17 protein-coding genes are annotated in these 21,232 nt (G+C 40.9%); 13 read left to right on the top strand and 4 right to left on the bottom strand.

Annotated elements, in window-relative coordinates; genetic code table 11:
• Positions 1 to 59 precede the first annotated feature (59 nt).
• From EZE20_RS13515 to EZE20_RS24540, 9 genes are all read left to right on the top strand, one after another.
• Positions 60 to 974, top strand: a complete 915-nt coding sequence (locus EZE20_RS13515; RefSeq protein WP_132118498.1) for an alpha/beta hydrolase — start codon at positions 60 to 62, stop codon at positions 972 to 974.
• Positions 975 to 1,037: 63 nt separating this feature from the next.
• A complete protein-coding gene (locus EZE20_RS13510) occupies positions 1,038 to 2,753 on the top strand; it encodes a GMC oxidoreductase (RefSeq protein ID WP_132118496.1) in 1,716 nt (571 codons plus the stop codon).
• A gap of 258 nt (positions 2,754 to 3,011) precedes the next feature.
• Positions 3,012 to 4,211: a hypothetical protein gene (locus tag EZE20_RS13505; protein ID WP_228713740.1), complete on the top strand. Its 1,200-nt coding sequence runs from the start codon at positions 3,012 to 3,014 to the stop codon at positions 4,209 to 4,211.
• Positions 4,212 to 4,401: 190 nt separating this feature from the next.
• A complete protein-coding gene (locus EZE20_RS13500) occupies positions 4,402 to 5,859 on the top strand; it encodes a Fic family protein (RefSeq protein WP_132118494.1) in 1,458 nt (485 codons plus the stop codon).
• A gap of 154 nt (positions 5,860 to 6,013) precedes the next feature.
• The gene (locus EZE20_RS13495; protein ID WP_132118492.1) at positions 6,014 to 6,814 is read left to right on the top strand and encodes an AbiJ-NTD4 domain-containing protein; all 801 of its coding nucleotides are present in this window, start codon (positions 6,014 to 6,016) and stop codon (positions 6,812 to 6,814) included.
• 7 nt (positions 6,815 to 6,821) lie between these two features.
• Positions 6,822 to 6,998 carry a hypothetical protein gene (locus EZE20_RS24045; protein ID WP_165933473.1) on the top strand — a complete coding sequence of 59 codons (177 nt, stop codon included), beginning with the start codon at positions 6,822 to 6,824 and terminating at the stop codon, positions 6,996 to 6,998.
• The gene (locus tag EZE20_RS13490) at positions 6,992 to 7,624 is read left to right on the top strand and encodes a hypothetical protein (RefSeq protein ID WP_132118491.1); all 633 of its coding nucleotides are present in this window, start codon (positions 6,992 to 6,994) and stop codon (positions 7,622 to 7,624) included. Before EZE20_RS24045 ends, EZE20_RS13490 begins: the two co-directional genes overlap by 7 nt.
• Before the next feature lie 407 nt (positions 7,625 to 8,031).
• On the top strand, positions 8,032 to 12,369 hold the full coding sequence (locus EZE20_RS13485) for an NACHT domain-containing protein (protein ID WP_132118489.1): 4,338 nt from the start codon (positions 8,032 to 8,034) through the stop codon (positions 12,367 to 12,369).
• 306 nt (positions 12,370 to 12,675) lie between these two features.
• Complete coding sequence (locus EZE20_RS24540; RefSeq protein WP_262709652.1) at positions 12,676 to 12,810, top strand: hypothetical protein; 135 nt, start codon at positions 12,676 to 12,678, stop codon at positions 12,808 to 12,810.
• 62 nt (positions 12,811 to 12,872) lie between these two features.
• On the opposite strand, the gene EZE20_RS13480 is transcribed toward EZE20_RS24540, so the two are convergent.
• Positions 12,873 to 13,748 carry an SMP-30/gluconolactonase/LRE family protein gene (locus tag EZE20_RS13480; protein ID WP_228713737.1) on the bottom strand — a complete coding sequence of 292 codons (876 nt, stop codon included), beginning with the start codon at positions 13,746 to 13,748 and terminating at the stop codon, positions 12,873 to 12,875.
• 194 nt (positions 13,749 to 13,942) lie between these two features.
• On the bottom strand, positions 13,943 to 15,163 hold the full coding sequence (locus EZE20_RS13475) for a PQQ-dependent sugar dehydrogenase (protein WP_132118487.1): 1,221 nt from the start codon (positions 15,161 to 15,163) through the stop codon (positions 13,943 to 13,945).
• A 380-nt stretch (positions 15,164 to 15,543) separates the two neighbouring features.
• On the opposite strand from EZE20_RS13475, the gene EZE20_RS13470 reads away from it, so the two are divergent.
• The 3 genes from EZE20_RS13470 to EZE20_RS13460 are packed head-to-tail and all read left to right on the top strand — an operon-like array spanning position 15,544 to position 18,132.
• Positions 15,544 to 16,761 carry a nucleoside permease gene (locus EZE20_RS13470; RefSeq protein WP_132118485.1) on the top strand — a complete coding sequence of 406 codons (1,218 nt, stop codon included), beginning with the start codon at positions 15,544 to 15,546 and terminating at the stop codon, positions 16,759 to 16,761.
• Positions 16,762 to 16,774: 13 nt separating this feature from the next.
• Complete coding sequence (locus EZE20_RS13465) at positions 16,775 to 17,539, top strand: exodeoxyribonuclease III (protein ID WP_132118483.1); 765 nt, start codon at positions 16,775 to 16,777, stop codon at positions 17,537 to 17,539.
• A 5-nt stretch (positions 17,540 to 17,544) separates the two neighbouring features.
• A complete protein-coding gene (locus tag EZE20_RS13460; protein ID WP_132118481.1) occupies positions 17,545 to 18,132 on the top strand; it encodes a pseudouridine synthase in 588 nt (195 codons plus the stop codon).
• 117 nt (positions 18,133 to 18,249) lie between these two features.
• Here EZE20_RS13460 and EZE20_RS13455 read toward each other — a convergent pair whose 3' ends face one another.
• Together EZE20_RS13455 and EZE20_RS24390 are read right to left on the bottom strand one after the other, a co-directional pair.
• On the bottom strand, positions 18,250 to 18,756 hold the full coding sequence (locus EZE20_RS13455; protein ID WP_132118479.1) for a PAS domain-containing protein: 507 nt from the start codon (positions 18,754 to 18,756) through the stop codon (positions 18,250 to 18,252).
• 135 nt (positions 18,757 to 18,891) lie between these two features.
• A complete protein-coding gene (locus EZE20_RS24390; protein WP_228713735.1) occupies positions 18,892 to 20,673 on the bottom strand; it encodes an OmpA family protein in 1,782 nt (593 codons plus the stop codon).
• A 103-nt stretch (positions 20,674 to 20,776) separates the two neighbouring features.
• Between EZE20_RS24390 and EZE20_RS13445 the strand changes: the two genes are divergently transcribed.
• Positions 20,777 to 21,112: a cupin domain-containing protein gene (locus EZE20_RS13445; RefSeq protein ID WP_132118477.1), complete on the top strand. Its 336-nt coding sequence runs from the start codon at positions 20,777 to 20,779 to the stop codon at positions 21,110 to 21,112.
• Positions 21,113 to 21,232: the final 120 nt, after the last annotated feature.

The raw sequence follows: 21,232 nt of genomic DNA, 5'->3' as shown, positions 1-21,232 counted from the left end.
AAATGGGTATTTCAGAAGAAAATCATTCTTTTGTAGCTTTTACCCATTTGAATCTATGTATGAAAAAAATCTTCTGTATTGCTACAATGACTGCGCTTTCGTTTTCGGCCATGTCCCAAACTGAAATAGTAGCCCTTTGGCCCGAAGGACAGGTGCCCAATGCCATTCCCAATACGCTTGTAGAAAAGTCTGAAACCACGGGCGGCATCATGCGCATCAGTCAGGTGACGGTGCCAACACTTACGGCCTACCTGCCCGCAGCCGGCAAGGTAACCGGAGCGGGCGTGATGATTTGTCCGGGCGGAGGCTATTCAATTTTGGCCGCTCAGCACGAAGGGAGCGAGCTTGCCGAGTGGTTTACGGAGCGGGGCATCGCCGCTTTTGTGCTTAAATATCGCTTGCCCAACGAAAAAGCAATGACCCGGCAGCACGAAGTGCCCCTGATGGATGCGATGCAGGGAATGAAGATCATTCGGCAACATGCTACCAAGTGGGGCGTCAATCCGTCGATGTTGGGCGTGATGGGCTTTTCGGCGGGTGGGCATTTGGCCGCTACGCTCTCGACGCACTTTGACAGGCCGCCAAATGGCAGCGAACTTGCCAAACCTAATTTTGCCCTTTTACTCTATCCGGTGATTACTTTTCAAACACCTTATGCGCACGGTGGCTCGCGTGACAAACTACTTGGGCCGGACAAGTCGGAAAATCTGATTTTGTATTATTCCAATGAAACACAGGTAACTTCATCTACGCCGCCGACGTTTCTGGTGCATGCCGAGGACGACAAAGCCGTTCCGATTGAAAACAGCATCAACTATTATCTGGCTTTGAAGAAAAATGAAGTCCCTTCTGAGTTGCATATTTATCCGGCAGGAGGGCATGGATTTGCCCTGCGAACTACCGGAAAAGGCTCCGTCGAAAATTGGCCGCAGGCTATGGAAGGCTGGCTCAAAAGTCACAAGTTTATGAAATAAATCAGGATTTTTTTAATCCCTGAATCTCATTATTATTTTTTCACTACTCATTTTTATACGTACATGTCTTACCTAAACCTGAATGCCGCCAAGGAAATGGACTACGACGCCATCGTGATTGGTTCGGGCGTTTCGGGCGGCTGGGCCGCCAAAGAATTGACCGAGAAAGGTCTGAAAGTGCTCATGCTCGAACGAGGCAAACAACTCGAACACGTTACGGGCTATGAAAACGCTACCAAAGCTCCCTGGGAAAGCCAATACAATGGCCGCCTGACGGAAGAGCAAAAGCGGACGCACCCCAAACTGGCCCGCGATTATCCGTATAATGAGTTGACGGAAAAGTACTGGATGAACGATTCGGATTCGCTGTATAAAGAGGAAAAACGCTTTGACTGGTATCGACCCAATATAGTAGGAGGCAAGTCCATTATGTGGGGGCGGCAGTGCTACCGGTTGTCAGATATTGATTTTGAAGCCAATGCCAAAGAAGGAATCGCGGTAGACTGGCCGATTCGCTACAAGGATATTGCGCCCTGGTATTCGTATGTAGAGAAACATGCCGGAATTTCGGGTGAAAAACTGGGTCTGCCTCAGTTGCCCGACAGCGATTTTTTGCCGCCAATGGATATGTTTTGTGTGGAAAAAGAAGTCCGCGCGCGCATTGAGAAAAACTTTCCGGGCCGCACCATGACAATTGGTCGGGTGGCCAACCTGTCGGAAGCACGCAAAGAACAGCTGGGCGTAGGGCGGGCTCCGTGTCAATATCGCAACAAATGTGCGCTGGGCTGTCCGTACGGCGCCTATTTCAGTACGCAGTCGTGTACGCTTCCTCCGGCTGCAAAAACGGGGAATCTGACGCTTCGGCCTGATTCTATGGTCACCAATGTGTTGTATGATGAAAATAAAAAACGTGCAACTGGCGTGCGGGTAGTTGATGCCGTTACGCTGGAAGAGCGGATGTATACGGCAAAAATCATTTTTGTATGCGGCAGTACGCTGGGTTCCACGGCCATCATGCTCAATTCGATTTCCAATCGTTTCCCCAACGGCATGGGCAACGACTCCGGGCAGCTGGGCCACAATCTGATGGATCACCACTTCCGCACCGGCGCAAGCGGCGAATGGGAGGGCGATCTGGACAAGTACTATTCAGGACGGCGGGCCAATGGAATTTATGTGCCACGCTACCGCAACATCGGCAACGACAAGCGCGATTATCTCCGGGGTTTTGGGTATCAGGGACGAGGCAGCCGCGAAGACTGGAAACGGGGAATTGCGGAGCTGAGCTTTGGTGAGGAATTTAAAGAAGAAATGACGCAACCCGGGCCGTGGCAAATGGGCCTTGGTGCGTTTGGAGAAACCTTACCTTACTACGAAAACAAGATGTACCTGCACCCCACTGAAAAAGATAAATGGGGTATGCCGTTGGCTGTTTTTGATGCAGAATTAAAGGAAAATGAGCTAAAAATGCGCATTGACATGAAAAACGATGCCGCCGAAATGCTCGAAAAAGCGGGGCTTAAAAATGTAAAAACCAACGACCGCGGTTCGTACCTGGGTATGGCGATTCACGAAATGGGAACTGCCCGCATGGGCCGCGACCCTAAAACTTCGGTGGTAAATGGCAACAATCAGGTGCATGCAGTACCCAATGTGTTCATGACCGATGGCGCGTGTATGACTTCTGCTTCCTGCGTCAATCCTTCGCTCACGTACATGGCCCTGACGGCCCGTGCCGCAGATTTTGCGGTGAAAGAATTGAAAAAGAAAAATTTATAATGATTTGATTAAGAGTCACTTGTTGGGTATGTGTTTGCCTATAAGTGACTCTTTTATCGAGTTTGTTCCTTAGTTGGTGGAAACACCATCTGCGGGTGTACTGCTGTACATTATCAATAGTGAAAATATTTTTGAAATAAAAATTACATGAAAAATTCTGCCAGATTCATCATTATTTATTGTTTTTGGATAGTGATAATTGCCAGTGGATGTGAGTCAAAAAAGGCTGAAACCACTGCTGAACCCTCATTTACCCTGATGCCTACCGATACCTTTCGGTTCAACCATTTTGTGGATTGCAATATGGCTAGTGCCTGGGTGGGGGATACATTTCGGATTTTCCCTGGAAAATACGGGGAAGATCCGGTTTGGGGCCATGCACTCGATTTAAAGTATGCGGAAGGAGTTAGCCCCGATGAAGTATTTAGTACGCCTACCAGTCAGTATAAAGCTCCCAAAATGCCCCTTAATGCACCCACAGGCGAGCCGGGACTTCATGGAGCTGTTTGGTTTGAATCTGTGTATCAAGATTCAAATGATCCTTCTGGAAAAACCCTTTATGCATTGTATCATAATGAAAATTATCCGGAAACTCTTCCATTTAATCCTAAAACAGGTGAAGGATATATAGATAAAAACTGGCCATTAGGCTTAACGGATCGCATTACGCCAGCCGCAGTTCCGCGTATCGGAATCATGAAATCACGAGATGGAGGAAAGTCCTGGGAAAATAGAGGTATCATCTTGGAGGACCTTCAGGACCGTATGATTCTCAAACCGTTTAATACTTCCAAAACATTTGCCGGTGGGGTTGGAGATCCTTCTGCGGTAGCCTCCGGCGATTACTTGTATATATTTTATGGAGAATATGGATATCCTGGAAAGTTTGACGAAAAAAAATATGATCCACAAAAAGAATGGGCTGGCCAATGCATTAGCGTGGCACGTATTGCCTTAAAAGATTTGGATGCTCCGTATGGTAAAGTATCAAGATGGAACGGGACCGATTTTTCCGCTTCTTGGAACGGTATAGGGCAGCCTATTTCTGCACTTCAAATCTCCAAAGACCAAGGGGGAGGCCCGGCCTCTTCTCCAAAAGGAGGTTTTCATTGGGGACCTTCGGTAAGTTGGAACACTTATCTGAATGCCTGGGTCATGCTCATGGGACATGTGCAGGGACAGTCGTGGGTGGGTGATAAAGTGTATATTTCATTTAACACAGAACTCAATTTGGCAAATGCAACAAACAAATGGACAAAACCTCGTCTTTTGGTCCATAAGCCAGGTAGAACCCTTTGGTACCCTTCTTTGCAGCCACTTAACGACAAACAGCAAATTCAGGAGCGCTATACGAGTATGAAGTTGGGAAAAGTCGCCCGGCTATTTTACAAATTTGCGGACGAAGGCAGGTATTTAAGTGAGTATACGATCCAATTTGATTTAACGATTACCAAATAAGTAATTGGTAATCTATTGTGCCATTTATGCCGTTGTTGGTTTTTTTACCAACAATATCTCATGGAATCATTTTGCAACTACATTACCAATCTACTTATTCAATTGCGGTTATATCTCAAATTTGAGATATAACCGCAATTGGGTTTCGTATATATTCTCGTTAGCTGATATTTAAACAAAAACAAACAAGATGACAGTACATAGACTTTGGAATTATATTTCGTTTTCTGATAATTGGAAAACTTGTGATACATCTTTATTAGATGAAATTGCACCATCTTGGTTTGCACGCAGAGAAGTTTTACAAGCCAATTCAGAGGAATACAAAGAATTTATCAACAGACTAAAAAGGAGGCACGCCATTGAAACAGGTATTGTTGAAAGAATGTATGATATTGACAAAGGTGTTACAGAAACTTTAATCAAGGAAGGTTTTATATCTTCATTAGTAAGTCACGGAGATACCAATGTTTCCAAACAGACACTATTTAATCATTTGCAAGATCATTTAGATGCAGTTGATTTTATATTTGACATCGTTAGAGAAAATAGACCTCTTACAAAAGGATTTATTTGTGAGTTACATCAACTAACAACAAGACATCAAGAATTTGCCGAAGGCAGAGACCAATTTGGAAACAAAACCAAAATTCCACTCATCAAAGGTAGATTTAAGGAACGTGAAAATAATCCCACACGAGAAGATGGTACGACTGTGTTGTATTGTTCTCCTGAACACGTAGAAGCCGAAATGGATAGGCTAATTGAGATTTACAATGAACTTTCTGAACAAAATGTAAATCCGCTTATCATTGCAACTTGGGTACATCACGCATTTACAACCATTCACCCATTTCAAGACGGAAACGGTAGAGTTGTACGACTTATTGCAAGTCTAATTTTGATAAAAAATAATTTTTTCCCAATCACAGTTTTAAGAGAAGAAGCCAAAGTAAAATACATTCAAGCATTAGAAGAAGCAGACAATGGCAATCCTCAAAAATTAATCACTTACTTTGCTGAAATTCAAAAACGTAACATTGAAGAAGCACTCAATATCAAAGAAGTAAGTAATACATCTTTGAATGAAGTAACCAATATATTCAAACAAAAAATTCTTAGAAAGCAACAAGAAAAGCAACAGCAATATGAAAGGACACTTGCTGAAAATAGATTGCAAGTTTTTAATTATTGTAGTTTGTTTCTTAATGAGTATAAGCACAAATTTGAAACAGAATTTGATGATAGCATTTCTTTGTATATTGGAAGTGGCAGACCTGATGATGTGTCAAAGCAACATTATTATCACGAGCAAATAGTTGGTTATGCAAATAAACATAATTACTATTTCAACAGATTATTACCAAAATCATATTTCAAATTTGGAATTAAGTTTGAAGGTAAAAAATATGAATTAGGAATTACTTTACACCATTTTGGTTATGATGATAGTGTTATTGCTATTGGTGCATTTTTAGAGTATAAAGGAGTTTTATCAAATGAAGATATCAATACAATAATACCACTTGATATTAAACCTTATGTAATTTCAATTAGAGATGAGGTTACATCAAAGGAGAAAAACATTCGCCTACATCTTGAAAACATATTAACTGTAGCAATAGCACAAATAGCGAGTGAAATATAAACATCAGCCAACATGGGCTTGGCGAAAGCGGGGCTAAGGTGCTAAATTGAACTTTTGTGCTACTATGAAACATTAGAATAAAATTCGGCTTTTGTGCTAAAAATCCGCCCGAACGCAAAGCCCCAAACCGTTGTGTGTCATATAGCAAAACCCTATGTTAAATAAACCATTTTCCAAAAGACAAGGACTAAATACGCAAGAAAAAGAAATAACTGTTCGACAAGATGCACCAATTGGACTTCGAGAATATATCGTTCAGACTGTTGAAAGTCTTGGTTGCGGACCTCAATTTTCTCGACAAATTATTTGTCGTGTATTACGTAAAGTTCCTGATAGAGACAATTGGACAGCATATCCCAATATTTATAATGAAGTTGTGGATTTGATAACTCAATGTGAATGGTTTTATGTTTACGACATTATTGAAGGACTTTACAACGGACTTAAACAAAATCAAAAATCAATTTTTGAAAATGAAATAAACGATTATTTTGTATTAAACGGAATAGGATGGAAACTAACAAACGGAGAGATTGAATTTAGAGGCGATGAAAATTTTGAAATAGAATTAAGCAATGCGGTTACGATTTTGGAAAAAGCTAATCTTGGTACAGCAAAAACTGAAATAAGAGAAGCATTAAATGATTTATCAAGAAGACCAAATGCTGATATAACAGGAGCCATTCAACATTCATTAGCTTCTTTGGAATGCGTGGCAAGGCAAATTGCAGGAAATACCAAAATGACACTCGGAGAGCTAATAAAAAAGTATCCTGACATTGTACCAAAACCGCTTGATGAAGCAATTTCAAAGATTTGGGGATTTACTTCAGAACAAGGCAGACACTTGCGAGAAGGCGGACAACCAACTTATGTAGAAGCAGAGTTAATTGTTGGCTTATCCGCAGTTTTGACAACATATTTAGGTAAGAAAATTACAAATAACGAATATTGAACAATATATGGCACACAACATCGGTTGGGCAATATGGCGGCTGAAGTTCTTCTATCAAACATTTGTGCAAGATTCAACAGCAGTAATTCTATTGAACTTTTGTGCTAAAAATCCGCCACATCTCCAAGCCGAAAACCGTTATGCGGTAATTTTAGAAAACGATACACAGAAACAAAAATGGTAAACTTTGACAATATAAAAACTTATTCAACTGAATTCCCAAAGACTTGGAGTTTTTTATGGTCGCCAGAAGAAGCAAGTCAAATACCACAGGAACATAAAGACCAAATTTTCTTTTTAGACAAAGAAGCAAGTGAATTTGTCCAAAACTATATAAGCAGTTCAAAAATGGTAACAGGTCCATTATGGAAACCATTTAATGAAAGATACTTTAAGACAATTGAAGAATTTGAAGTGACGGAAAACTGTGAAAGCGAAATTAAAAAATGGCTTTACTCAAAACCCATTCCGTTTGACAAATTTGTATTTATTGACAGCGAAAGAAGTGGACAATCTGTAACACTAACCTGGAAGATGGTAATTAAATATTGGGAAGGACTTTTCTTTGCTGACGATTTGATAATATTTGACGAGACATTAAATTGGGGACTTTTTTATTTTCACGAAGACAGACTTTATTTTGGAATAGACAAAATCTACGACAAAGAATTTGAGTATGAAAAGACAAAAGAACTTAACGAGTTGAAAGAGAAGTATTTTAATAAAGACAATTTGAACTTCAACAATGAAGACAAGAAAAAAACAGTTAGAGACTTTAAAGAGAAATATAAAACGGACAGAATTGAATAAAAAATATCGCTAACAGCGGTTTTGCAATATAGTGGCTAAAGTGCTTCTATGAAACATTTGAGCAAGGTTCAACAGCAGGAATTCTATTGAACTTTTGTGCTAAAAATCCGCCACATCGCCAAGCCGAAAAACGTTACCAGCAAGCGTAGAGAACGACACGGACACGAGAAAACGACATAAACTGAAAAAAGTAAACCATTTTGACAGGTGAACACAGACATACAAACCATATTAAAATCGGACAACGAGTTACCCTTCTGTATCTTTTATTTTCCCTACCACACATTTTTTTAATTCAATTTTATTACCACCGCACAAATGGCACATTGTGTTTTGCCACACCCAATAGCCAACACGCAACAAAACCCAAAAAGCCATTTATTGCCAACGCTTAACATTTTAGTATTATGGTTACAATTGACAAGGTAGATTTCACGAAACTTAAACCATATGACGGCAAAACGACCAAATGTTTTGAACAATTTTGTTACCAAATAGCGCAAAAAGAATTTGGACACCTTGGAACATTCACACCAATAGATGGAAGTGGCGGTGATGGTGGAGTTGAATTTTATTTAAAACTTCATAATGGAGAAAAATGGGGTTGGCAATGCAAATTTTTTGGAGATACAGGACGACTTAATGTAGGTTCAAGAGATTCGGCAATTGAGGGTTCATTTGAAACAGCAATTCGAAATCATAATGACTTAACTAAATGGTTTCTTTGCTTAAAAACAGATTTAACAGCAGATAGCTTATCAAGCAAAGGAAAGTTTAGTAAAGGAGAAAGAAATTGGTTTGAAAACGAATTAACTAAAATAATTCCCTCGGGAAAAATAATCGCACTGGAACATTGGGGAGAAACTTCATTTGTTAATTTTCTAAAAGATTCAAAACATATTGGGATTCGTAGTTTCTTTTTTGGGGAATTGGAATTTAACCAAGACTGGTTCAAGAAAATATTTTATGAGAATTTTGAAAAAGTGATAGATAAATATGATTCTGACCTACATACTATTGACAGATATACTCAATCTAAAATTGACTTTCTATTAATTGATTCAAACTACACAAAACTAACTGGAGAACTGAAAAAAGAATTACTCGAAAAATCAAATGCAATTGAAACAGCTTTATATGACTTTCGAGATGAAAGAATGCTTTCATCGAAAGAACACATTCAAAGGGGAAATTTTTTCTTGATCTGCCAAGAATTCAAAAATCATATTAGCTATGTTTTTGAAAAAATTGATTTTGTTGAATCTTGTTTTATAAACTGCACACCAGAACTTCTTCCAAAGTTTGATTTAGAAGAATTAAATAAAAACTTTTTTGAATATTTTAATAAAATAGATTACAGAGCTTTTGAAGAAAAATCACGAGCTTTCAAAGATGCCTCAAGTATTTCATACTTAATTTCTGATTTTGGAGAAAGTTATAATAGTTTTTTTAGAAACTATTTTCATAAAAAACAAAGAGTAATTCATTTTATAGCTGATGCAGCAAAAGGAAAAACACATATCTCTTGTGATATAGCCTATCGAAAAATAGCAGACTCGAAACCTGCAATTTTTATTACAGGAGATAAATTTACTGACGAAACAAGTATAGTTGAAGCATTAAGAAGAATCCTTGACATTCCTCAAGAATTTACCTTTGATGATTTTCTGCAAGCCCTTGATGTTTATGCTTCAATTCTAAACACCCAACTTCCATTAGTAATAGACGGATTAAATGAAACTATTTCAAGTCGCTTGTTTTCACCAATTTGGAAGAACCATTTATCTGCATTTATTTCAAAAGTATTGCAGACAAAAAACCTAATAGTAATTACCACTTGTAGAAAATCATATGTTAACAGGATTTGGGATAAGGCTAGAACAAATGAATTTCATTATTTATATGGTTTTGATGACTATGAAACAATACACGAAGCAGTAAGAAAGTATTTTTCTAAATATAAATTGAAGACCGATTTGTTTTTCGCACCACTTGAAAAATTTAGAGACCCAATATTTCTAAAAATATTTTGCGAAATCAAAAATCCAAATTGGAAAACTTCGGGTGAGGTCGCTGTTAATATTGAGGAAGAATCATCTTATGATGTGTTTCGTGAATACTTAAGTCAAGTCAACAATAGAGTAACAAACAACAATCCAATTTTAAAGGCTAATGAACAATTCATAGCAGAAACACTAAATAAGCTATCGCTATTCTTATGGAATAACAACACAAGAGAAATCCCAGTAAATGAATTCTACAATTTGATTGATGGAAAATCTGATTATGAAAAGGACAAATCGCGGGCTGATATATTGATTAATGAAGGCTTAGTTGTAACCCGTGATATGCGTGATAAAAGCGAGTATGTTAGTTTTACTTACGATATCCTTGCAGGTTTTATGGTTGGAGAATACTTAATCCAAAAGCATCCTGATATCTCATATTTTATAAGTAAAAAGTTTATTCAAAAAATTATAGTTGATAGTAAACAACATCCATTCTTTGAGGATGTGATTTCTGCATTATGTTTGCTTCTACCACAACTAAAGCAAGCCTCATTTCACGAATTGAGTGAAAAAGATAAATTATTGAAGTTTACAAAATCTACGTCTTTTAAGTATTTGCCAAAATTCATCAAGAATTGCTTTACCGACCGAATTAACTTTTCAAGCTATACATTCAGCAAGTCTGTTGCTTCGCTTTTTGTTTTGCCAGCAAAAGCTGTAAAAGGCAGGGATACTAATTTGGTTGCTGAATTATTTTTAGGAGCAGATGAAAACAAAGAAACTTTCTATAATCTTTTCTTTAAAACGCTTGGTGATGTAAAGCATCCATTGAATGCAGTTTTCTTTTCAAAATTGTTGGCTTATCTAAAAATGAATGAACGAGATATTTCTTGGACTGAATACTTTAGAAAGAAAAGTTACGATCTTGAAGAGTATATCTTAGAATTTGAAGCGAAATGTCGGTCAAATGAAAGCGAATCCAAGCTTGTTTCTGAAAAGCAACATATTGTATCAAGAGTTATCGTTTGGTTTCTTACAAGCACTAATAGGAATTTAAGAGATAAGGCAACAAAAGCACTTTACTTTTATGGAAGAAAGTTTCCAAAGGAATTTTCAACATTGGTTTATGATTCGCTAAAATTTAACGACCCATATGTTTGGGAAAGAACATTGGCTTCTTTGTATGGTGTTGTTATGGCAGAACACAATTCAACTTCATCTGATAATTTTAGAATTCATATTCTACCCGAAATATCAAAAACGATTTTCGACTTGATTTTTAAAGAAAATGCACCACATTCAACAACACATATTTTAGCAAGAGATTATTCAAGACGAATTATTGAAATTGGTTTAGTTCATAACCCAAGTCTATTTACTGAAAAAGAAATTAAAAACATAAGACCACCTTATACTTTTGGAGGTGTTAGAAATTTGGGTGAGTTTGATTATGGAGACCGAGATTATGGTTATGACGGACCAATCCATATGGATTTTAGCAATTATACTATTGGGCGAATTGTAAAAGATGGAGGCTCTTATTCCAACCCACTAGAGAAGCAAAAAGTTAGACGACAAATCTATTGGAGAATTTATGATTTAGGGTGGAATGAAGAGCTATTCAAAGAAGCAGAAAAAGCACTTGGAAACGCTAATTATTATAGTGGTGGAAGAACAGAGCAAGCGATAGTTGAACGCTATGGAAAAAAATATTCGTGGATTGCATATTACGAAAATGCAGGACTAAGAGATGATTTAGGTTTGTTAGATAAAGATTGGGATAGGTTTAGATTATCAGATGCAGATATTGATCCGAGTTTTCCTGAAAAGCAAAAAAGCGAAGTGTTTTTTACTCATAACTTATTAGGCGATACTAAGACACCGCTTGTTGATTGGTATGAAGATGGCGGAATGCCTTTCGTTGAAGAATATTTGAAAGTAAAAGATTTGAAAGGTAATAATGGAGATTGGATTTGTTTAGATTCATTCATTGTTCAGGAAGATATGCTAATAGAACGAAATTGTTTTGCATTTATCCGTGGATTTATCATTGCAAATGACGATTATGAAGAAGCAATTAAATTATTTCGAACTAAAAATTTGAAATGGGAACGCTTGCCCGAAAAAAGACATAATCATTACACTTTTTCAGGCGAATTATATTATTGCCAAGAAGCAACCTACGACAACGAAGATGTTTTAGAGTTTGAAATCGAAAAAAAGAAAGTAAAAATAAAAAAAGGAGAACCAGGTTATTTTCCAGCAGTCTTTTGGGATAGTGATACTATAAAAAATGATTTCCCAGAAGAAATTGAACAGGAAGTTTCATCTTTCAAAGAATTTGAAACACTAATGCCTGTAATGGAATATAATTGGGAAGGTTATCATAGTTCTACCAATAACGCAGGACAAACTACAATAGTTGGAAAAGAGATTGCGAATCATTTGAATTTAATAAACCAACCTCAAACATTTGATTTGCTTGACGACAAAGGAAACCTATCTTCAAAGAATATTGAATTTCACGCAGATTATAACAACAATCATAGTTTCGTTTACATACGAAAAGATTTGTTTGACAAATATCTTGCGGAAACAAACTCTAAGTTTATTTGGGTTATTTGGGGTGAACGAGATGTTAGGTTTAAAACAGAGGAAAGGAGACAAGAATATTTTAAAGCAAATCCGTTCAAAGAACATCAAGTTTTCAGAAAAGTTATTGAATATGAAAAATAGCCAATACACAGGTGTAAGCACATTTGCAAGCAGCACAAGCTCACGCACAAACCAAAGCTTGCAAAAGAGCTTCCACCTTTTCCACCCTGACAAAATTGAATTAAAAAAAATCCCACCCTTCTGAAAATAAAAAATACGCAACCACACAGACCAACACGACAAAGACAGTGAAACTCAATAACGACAATGGTTTACAGACACGGACGACAGAACGCCAGCTGGTAGCAGCGGTTTTGCAAAAGTGGCGGTGCAGTGCTTCGTTTGACAGTTTAGTGGGTAATCAAAATTTAGTGCTTCGATTGAAGTTTGGTGCTGGAAATCGCCACCTTCGCAAAGCCGCAAACCGTTGTGCGTCATTATACCATTGTTGATATTTTCACCAACAATATTCCCCTGCCCTTTCTGCTGTTTGTATTTGGTGAAAACACCAACTACGGCTGAATAATTTAATTAAGGATCACTTATAGGTTTTACACTTACCTATAAGTGATTCTTTACACAAATTACTTTACCTGATATGCGACCACGCTATTCTTAAAAAACGTAGGTACATACACGATCTTTTTGTCGGCATCATAGCCAATATCAGCTGTGTTGCTTTTGGCGTCTTTTGTATCCAATAGTTTGGTAGTAGTTCCATCGGGCTTTACGTGGTACACTTCACCCGCCCAGCACGAAACAATGTATTCACCGGGACTAACCTCCGCAATGCCATCGGTACTGTTATGCATCCCTTCGGCAAGTTTGGTGACGTTTTTCTGCGTGTCGATTTTCATCAATTTTCCACTTTCCGTATACAACAAACCATCGCTTACAGCCAATACACCGTTTGGATTGTCGATTCCTTCGTGGTACGTAGCCACTTGTCCATCTTTGTAGGTATGGATTTTACCGGTGTTTTTGTCGGAAAAATAAATTACTCCGTCTGCTGCAACCGTTACATCGTTTAACCCGGCTGCTCCATCAACCGTAATTTTCTGATCAATTTTTCCACTTGCGACATCCACAATCACTAATTCCGTGAGGTCGGTTACGTACAGTTTGCCATTGGAAATACCCATGCCTTTCGGCGCGCTCAGTCCTGTTATCCAGGTTGCATTCATGATCTTGCCATCGGTACCAACCTTGGCAATACCGCCTTTGCCGTCTTTTTCACCGCCTTGCCCGTCAATAAGCGACACATACAGGAGGTTATTTGGGGCATCTACTAAAACCGATTCAGGGGTTTGAAGCGTGGTGTCTGTACTCCAAAGCTGCTCCATCGAAACCTCAGCCACGTCCGTGGAGTCGGTGTTTTCATTGGCCGAATCGCCGTCTTTGGATGAACAGGCGGCAAAAAGTGCCAGGGAGGCAATCAACATGAAAGGTCTGATAGTCATAGGATTAGTTATAAAGTTGAACATGGTTTTGGATGATGATTCATGTCCAAAAGAGTCCAGCACTGATTTTCTAACCTAAATAGTTGTATCTCAGAGTTTCTTTGTGTTGCCTGTACATGAACAAAGGTTGAAACACACAAAAAAACGGAGACTCTATATCAAGCCTCCGTTTCTTATCAAAAAAATCTTTCAAACTATTTTTTACCAATCCGGTACAATCGTCCCTGATCAGTAACTGCGTACAACGCGCCGTCTTTGCCCATCGTTACATCCCGAAACCGCTGATTCTGATCAGCCAGCAAACGTTCCTCGCCAACTACGCGGTTGTTTTTATCAATTACCAGCCGGGCAATGTGCATGCCGCTCAGCGCACCGACAAAAAGATTATTTTGCCACTCAGGAATTGCATTTCCAGAGTAGAACGTAATGCCGCTCGGCGATACCGACGGGTCCCAATAGTAGACAGGTTGCTGCATACCGTCTTTTTCCTGAATCACATCACCCACTTTTTTGCCGCTGTACTCAATTCCAAACGTAATGATTGGCCAGCCATAATTTTTACCAGCTTCTACCCGGTTCACTTCGTCGCCGCCACGTGGTCCAAATTCTGTTTCCCATAAATCGCCCGTAACCGGGTGAATCGCCAGGCCCTGTACGTTGCGGTGTCCATACGAATACAATTCAGGCCGGGCGTTGCCTTTGCCCGCGAAGGGGTTTCCCTTGACAGGTTTTCCGTCGGTAGTAATCCGAATTACTTTGCCAAGCCCTGATTCTAGTGACTGTGCCTGCGGGCGGGTGACGATGTCGGAGCGCTCGCCGGTACTCAAAATCAGATTGCCTTTTTTATCAAACAACACGCGACCGCCGTAGTGCAAATTGCCATTAAAGGCAGGTGTTGCACGGTAAATGACGGTTGCACTTTCAATTTTGGTTTCGTCAGCCGATAGTTTTCCTTTGGCAACCGCCGTCAGATTTCCGTCGGTTTGAGGTTCAGAAAAAGCCCAGTAAACCATTCGGTTTTTGGCAAAATCAGGATCCAGGGTAATTCCCAATAACCCACCTTGACCTTTGTTATGCACCGCCGGAAGGCCCGTAATGGGCTCGCTCAACTTGCCATCTTTGGCCACAATGCGCAGATGACCCGCTTTTTCGGTCAGAATAAGCCGTCCGTCCGGCAGGCTCGTGATGCCCCAGGGCGATTTTAGTCCTTCACTCAGTACTTTGACCTCGTATTCGGTCGTAGTTTTTACACCCGCCACGCGCGTTTGACCCGCAAAGGCAGGCTTGTACTCCGGAGAATTAGGGGCTTTGGTTTCAACCGGTGGTAAATTGCCACTTGTCTGAGACAGAGCGCCGGTACTTACTCCCAACGTCAGCGCGGTGGCGGACAGCAATAGAGAAATAGGTTTTATCATGGTAGATTGTGTAGGTAACTTCATTAATAAGCTGCAAAGATATTTACTTCCTGCCAAAGGAGTTTGTTTGAGCGAGAATTCCGCTGAAAAAGTAAAAAACCGCTCCATTGGTGATTTATACTTTTCAGTAGGAAAGAAAACATCAGTTGTGACCAGTTGTTTAGAATAAATTCAGTGCTGTGACCTTTCTTGCCTCCGAACGAGAAATTTTAATTACAAAGATTTACCTAAATCGTTCCCTTGCCACTTTCCCCAAAAGCGGGTTAAAAGGATTAGCAGGTATAAAAAAATTAAATTGTTTGGTTTACATTTGAAGAAAACTGTCGGGTAGTTCTCCGGCGTCTCAATCCTAAACTTTACTTATTTTCTTTTCTATCTGTATGAAGAGCACCGTTCGATTTCAGCTGATGGCCATGATGTTCCTGCAATTTTTTGTGTGGGGTGCGTGGTATGGTCAAATGAGTAAATACCTCTTTACCCAACTTAACGCTACGGGCGATCAGGTCGGAAATGCCTACACGGCTTTTTCACTCGCCATGATTATTGCGCCTTTTTTTGTGGGCATGATCGCCGACCGCTTTTTCCCTGCCCAAAAAGTACTGGGTGTTCTCAACCTGATTGGCGCGGGCATTTTATTTTATATTACGCAGGTTCAGGACGCTGATTTGTTCTTCTGGATCATGCTTGCTTACTGTATATCGTTTGCGCCAACGATTGCACTTACTACGTCCATTGCGATGCGGCAAATGGCTGATCCGGGAAAAGATTTTCCGGCCATTCGCGTCATGGGAACTGTCGCCTGGATTGTTGTAACAAATCTCGTTGGATTCTGGAATGTGGGCGATCAGGCCATGATATTTCAGATTGCCATGGTTGCAGCGGCTGTGCTCGGCCTTTTTTCCTTTGTTTTGCCCGATACTCCACCAACAGCTACCGGCAAAGCAAGTTTTGCACAAATTCTGGGCGCTGATTCATTTGTACTTTTCAAAAATCGCTCTTTTCTTATATTCTTCCTTTCTTCTATTCTGATATGCATTCCGCTGTCGTTCTACTACGCTATGGCCAACCCGTCACTGACCGACTCGGGTATGACCAACGTAGAAAACAAGATGTCGCTGGGACAGGCATCGGAGTTTGTCTTTATGTTACTAATTCCGTTGGCTTTCAGTAGATTAGGAGTAAAATGGATGCTTGCTTCCGGGCTTGTTGCCTGGATCGTCCGCTTTATTTTCTTTGGCTACGGCGATGGCGGCTCGGGCGAATGGATGCTCTATGCGGCCATTATTTTGCACGGCATTTGCTACGATTTCTTTTTCGTAACGGGTCAGATTTATACCGATATGAAAGCCGGTGAGCGCATCAAATCGCAGGCGCAGGGGCTCATTACGCTGGCTACCTATGGCATCGGAATGGGCATTGGCTCCAAACTCGCTGGAATTGTGACCGATATGTATACGGTAGACGGAGTAAAAAACTGGACGGCAATCTGGATGGTTCCGGCCGGAATTGCAGCGGTGGTGCTGGTGCTTTTCCTGATTTTCTTCAATGATAAAAAAGCCGAAGCCGCCGTTGCCAAAGGTGAAGTCGTGCTGAGTTAATCTATAAATTCTGATGCAAATTCTTTCATACAACGTAAACGGTATTCGGGCGGCGATAAAAAATGGTTTGCTAGACTGGATCGCTACTCAATCCTTTGATATTCTATGTTTTCAGGAAGTAAAAGCCCTGCGCGATCAGGTAGATTTGTCGGGCTTTGAGGCCCTTGGCTATGAAGTAATTGGCTGGCATGCTGCCGAAAAAAAGGGGTATAGCGGGGTGGCAATTTTGTCGCGCATTCGCCCGGATCAGGTGGTAGACGGCTGTGGACTGTCGATCTATGATTGCGAAGGCCGAATCCTGCGGGCAGATTTTGGCGAGCTCACTCTTTTGAATTGTTATTTTCCTTCCGGTACAAGCGGCGAATTGCGGCAGGGGGTAAAAATGCAGTTTCTCAGTGACTTTCACGAATACGTAAAGGAACTGCAACAGCAGCGCCCCAACCTCATTATTTGCGGAGATTATAACATTGCGCATACCGAAAACGATATTCATGATCCGATTCGGAATAAAAACTCCACCGGATTTTTGCCCGAAGAGCGCGCCTGGATGACGCAGTGGTTTAACAGCGGCTTTACGGATTCCTTTCGCTACCTGAATCCTGAGCTGATTGAGTATAGCTGGTGGAGCTACCGGGCCGGTGCGCGAGGCAATAACAAAGGTTGGCGCATCGACTATCATTCGGTATCTAACTCTCTCCAAAACCGATTGATTTCCTGTCGACACATCACGGAGGCTGTTCACTCCGACCACTGCGGGGTTGTATTGGAATTAAATTAAAGCAAATGCCACAGTACTACGCCATTTATAAGCCTTTCGGAATGCTGTCGCAGTTTAGTCGGGAGGGCGACCAACCGACGCTTGCTGACCTTCCGTTTGCTTTTCCAAAAGATGTATACCCGGTCGGTCGGCTGGACGCTGACAGTGAAGGATTGTTGCTGCTGACAAATGATAATATATTTAAAACCAGACTTTTAGATCCGGCGAAACGACACGAACGTACGTATTGGGTACAGGTTGAAGGTGAAATTACGCAAGAAGCCTGTGCGCAATTGGCAGCCGGAGTCACAATTTCGATTAACGGCAAGAAACATAACACCCTGCCCGCAAAAGCACAAGTGCTAAATACGCCCAATGTTCCTGTACGAAACCCGCCCATTCGTTTTCGTAAAAATGTTCCTGATTCATGGCTGTCGCTGACGCTTCATGAAGGAAAAAACCGACAGGTTCGCCGGATGACGGCCGCTGTCGGTTTTCCCACGCTTCGTTTGATTCGGTGGTCTATCGGGACTTTTTCGGTAGAAGGTTTTGAGCCCGGTGAAGTTCGGGTACTGGCACCTGAACACCTGCGGCAAGCCCTTCAAAAATTCTGAGGAACGTAATGATGCAGAATTAGAATATTTTAAATCACACAAAAAAAATTCATTAAAATATTGAAAATCAATGAAATATGAAAACTAATGGCTAAAAACCTATGAGCTAGTGGCTTCTTAATCTACTTCTTCTTCCAGAGCGATAAAATTAACAAGCTCTTTTTCTTGATTAAATATAGGCATGATGGTCACCTTACAGGCGTACATTTCACCAGATTTTCTATAGTTCAGAATTGTTCCGTCAAAAACGGAATTCGTGTTCAGGCAGCTGCGAATCTCCTCCCGCGTACTTTGGAGCGTAGCGGGTCCTTGCAAAAACGAAGGTTTGCGGTGGTAGGCCTCACAAAAAGAATACCCCGTCATGCGAACAAACCCCCGGCTCGTCCATTGAATATGCTGCAAAGGGTCGGTCACGACAACGGCTCGTTTTTTTCCTACCAGGTACTTTTGAACTCGATCCAGGTCAAACGACCAGTTTGATTGTTGATGAATGATCCTTATTTCATCAAAATCGCTTCCCCGGTCGGGGTAACGGGTGGAAAACTCCATCCCAAGCAGGAGCGGCATGTCCAGCTGAGCCTGAACATAGGTGTTAGAAAATGGTTTTGCGGAGAAAATAGACATACTTCTGGTACTTTAAATTGTGCTGGGGCTTACATCAAATAGTCTGGAACTTGTCAGGCTTATTTGTTCTTATTCTAAGTTAACCCGTAGTTCGTCCAATTGTTTTTTATTTGGGAAGCTGAAAAAAATTTTTAATCACTTTTTAAGAATTTTATATTCTACCCGACGGTTTTTGGCCTTGTTTTCCTCCGTATCGTTGGGTGCAATTGGCTGAGAACCGCCAAATCCCTTCCAGGAAACCCGGTTTTCCTCAACACCATGATTAATCAAATACGAATGCAAAACCTTGGCTCGATGCTCAGACAGATACTGATTGAGTCGTGGGTCGCCTGTGTTGTCCGTGTGTCCTTCCAACTGAATACGCAGCGTTGAATTGGTTCGGAGCGTCCGTACCAAAGCATTCAGCTCCGGTAAAAGTTCCGGGCGAATGATATAGCTGCTTTGATCAAAAAATACAGTTCGAAGCACAACTTTATCACCAACATTCAGACCGGGTAATAGACTGTCAGCGGGTGAAGTTTCTTCCAAAGCAGAAGTCGTTTTTGGAACAGATTTGGCAGAAACGGGCGCCACAGCAGAAGGTTTAGGCCTTGGAGGTGCCTTTCCAAGAAGTATCGTTTTTTGTACGTCTTTTGGAGAAACAGGTTTCTCAATAACGAGTGCCCGGTCAAAACGTTCGTAGCCATCTTTGCCTGCGATTACCTCATAATTGGTGTCAGGAGCCAGCAACACGTGCCACATGCCGCCTGCTTGTCGCACGTTCAATGATTTTCCTTTTTCAGTAATTTTAAATTCTGACGGCTGAACCTTCTCCATCGTTGCTGCGTCCAATACCTTGAAGCTGATTTCGTAGCGAAGCGGTACCATTCTGATTTTCAGTGGCTCTACGTGGTTTGGCAGGGAGCGATTCCATTGAACAGCTTCCAGATGAGCCGCATAGCCGTCTGCCGAAACTTCCAATTGGTAGTTTTCCTTAATTTTAAGCTCCGTGCCAAACTCCGGATGTGCAGCCGTGGTGATCGTAGCTGAGGTGGTGCTACCGGCAGCCATTAGCCTGAACCGCGCCGCAATGGATTTGTCTGTCCAGTCATCCAAAGCTACAAAAGTTACGGTTTGGGTTTGGGCAATCGGGCGGCGTTTTAGCCCAACGGAAATAATCTTGCCCGCCGACGGTTCTATTTTTCCTTTTTCGGGAAAATAGTCCGGCGCTTCTACCTCGTAGCGGAAGGCACCCGAAGTTGGTAGCGCAACTGCATAACGACCTGCCGTAGCCTGTACCTGCAAGCCCTGATCGGAGGCATCGAAAACGGTGATCTTGGCTGTTGGTACTACTGAGTGCTGTTCTTTATCTGTTACCACAAATGTATATTCTTTCACATTTGCTTTGGTAGCTTCTGCCGGAAGCTGTACGCTTAGTTCCCGACTTACGGGCACTCTATCCATGTATTTTCGGTAAGGCGTATAGCCCGGCGCGTCAATCGCAACGGTATAGCGATGGTCAGGTTCAACACGCACAGTTGCGGTCATGTTGGCAGAATCGTAGTTCAGAGGTTGACTATTACCCGTGGTTTCGTCCTGAAGCACGACACTCAGGCCCGGCACCGGGCGGTCAATTCCGGCCTCTGCAATCCTGATCGTAAGGGTTGGTTTTTCCTGCTGAAACCCAAAAGTTAATGAAAAGGTATTGATTATCAGGAGAATAAACAGCGTATTTGCTGCTTTCATATAGCTTTTCCAGTCAGAATATGTATGTCCATTCACGAACCGTCCGTTCTTCATTTTTATATGCACTGAATTTTTTACAAGATAGTTAGAATGCGAGGTAAAGGTAAAACATGAAATAAATACTACTTGCTCAAAACACACGCCCCGGCGACCGCCTGTGGTAAAGCGGTTCATACGTATGATAACGATCATATATACGATTTCCTGAAAAACGTACCTTTGAAATGTTACAATCGTTTACATAATACATTCGGGGAAATCATTTTGCAGATTTACCTGCTAAACAAAAAACTTCATGAAAATAGCTTCTCTTGAAAAGAACCTGGTTTATAACGAAATTAAACCAGCGATCACTGTACTGCTGGAAAGCGATTTTACGAAGGAAATCAGAATTGTTTTTAGAAATAATCAACAAATGAAAGAGCATCAGACGCCTTTCCCGATTATAGTTGAGATTTTTGAAGGAGCAATTGATTTTGGGGTAAACGGAGAAATACTAGCCCTTCAAAAAGGAGATTTGATTAGCCTTTCAGGAGGAGTTCCGCATGATTTACTGGCGAAGGCAGACAGTATCGTGCGACTAACGCTTTCCAAACTGGATCACTCGCAGCGTGTGAAAGAAGTTGACTAGTCCTAAAATAGAGATACAGATTTAAGATTAGTTTAATTTAGATTGTTTAGGCCGTTGCAACATTATTTTTGCAGCGGCTTTCTTTTTTATAAGTGCGTATTTTTATTTCACTCTGCTGAT

The organism is Arundinibacter roseus (genome assembly GCF_004348825.1).
Classification (GTDB): Bacteria; Bacteroidota; Bacteroidia; order Cytophagales; family Spirosomataceae; genus Arundinibacter; species Arundinibacter roseus.
The sequence above is the reverse complement of the archived record's forward strand: the minus strand, read 5'-3'. Positions and strand labels throughout refer to the sequence as shown.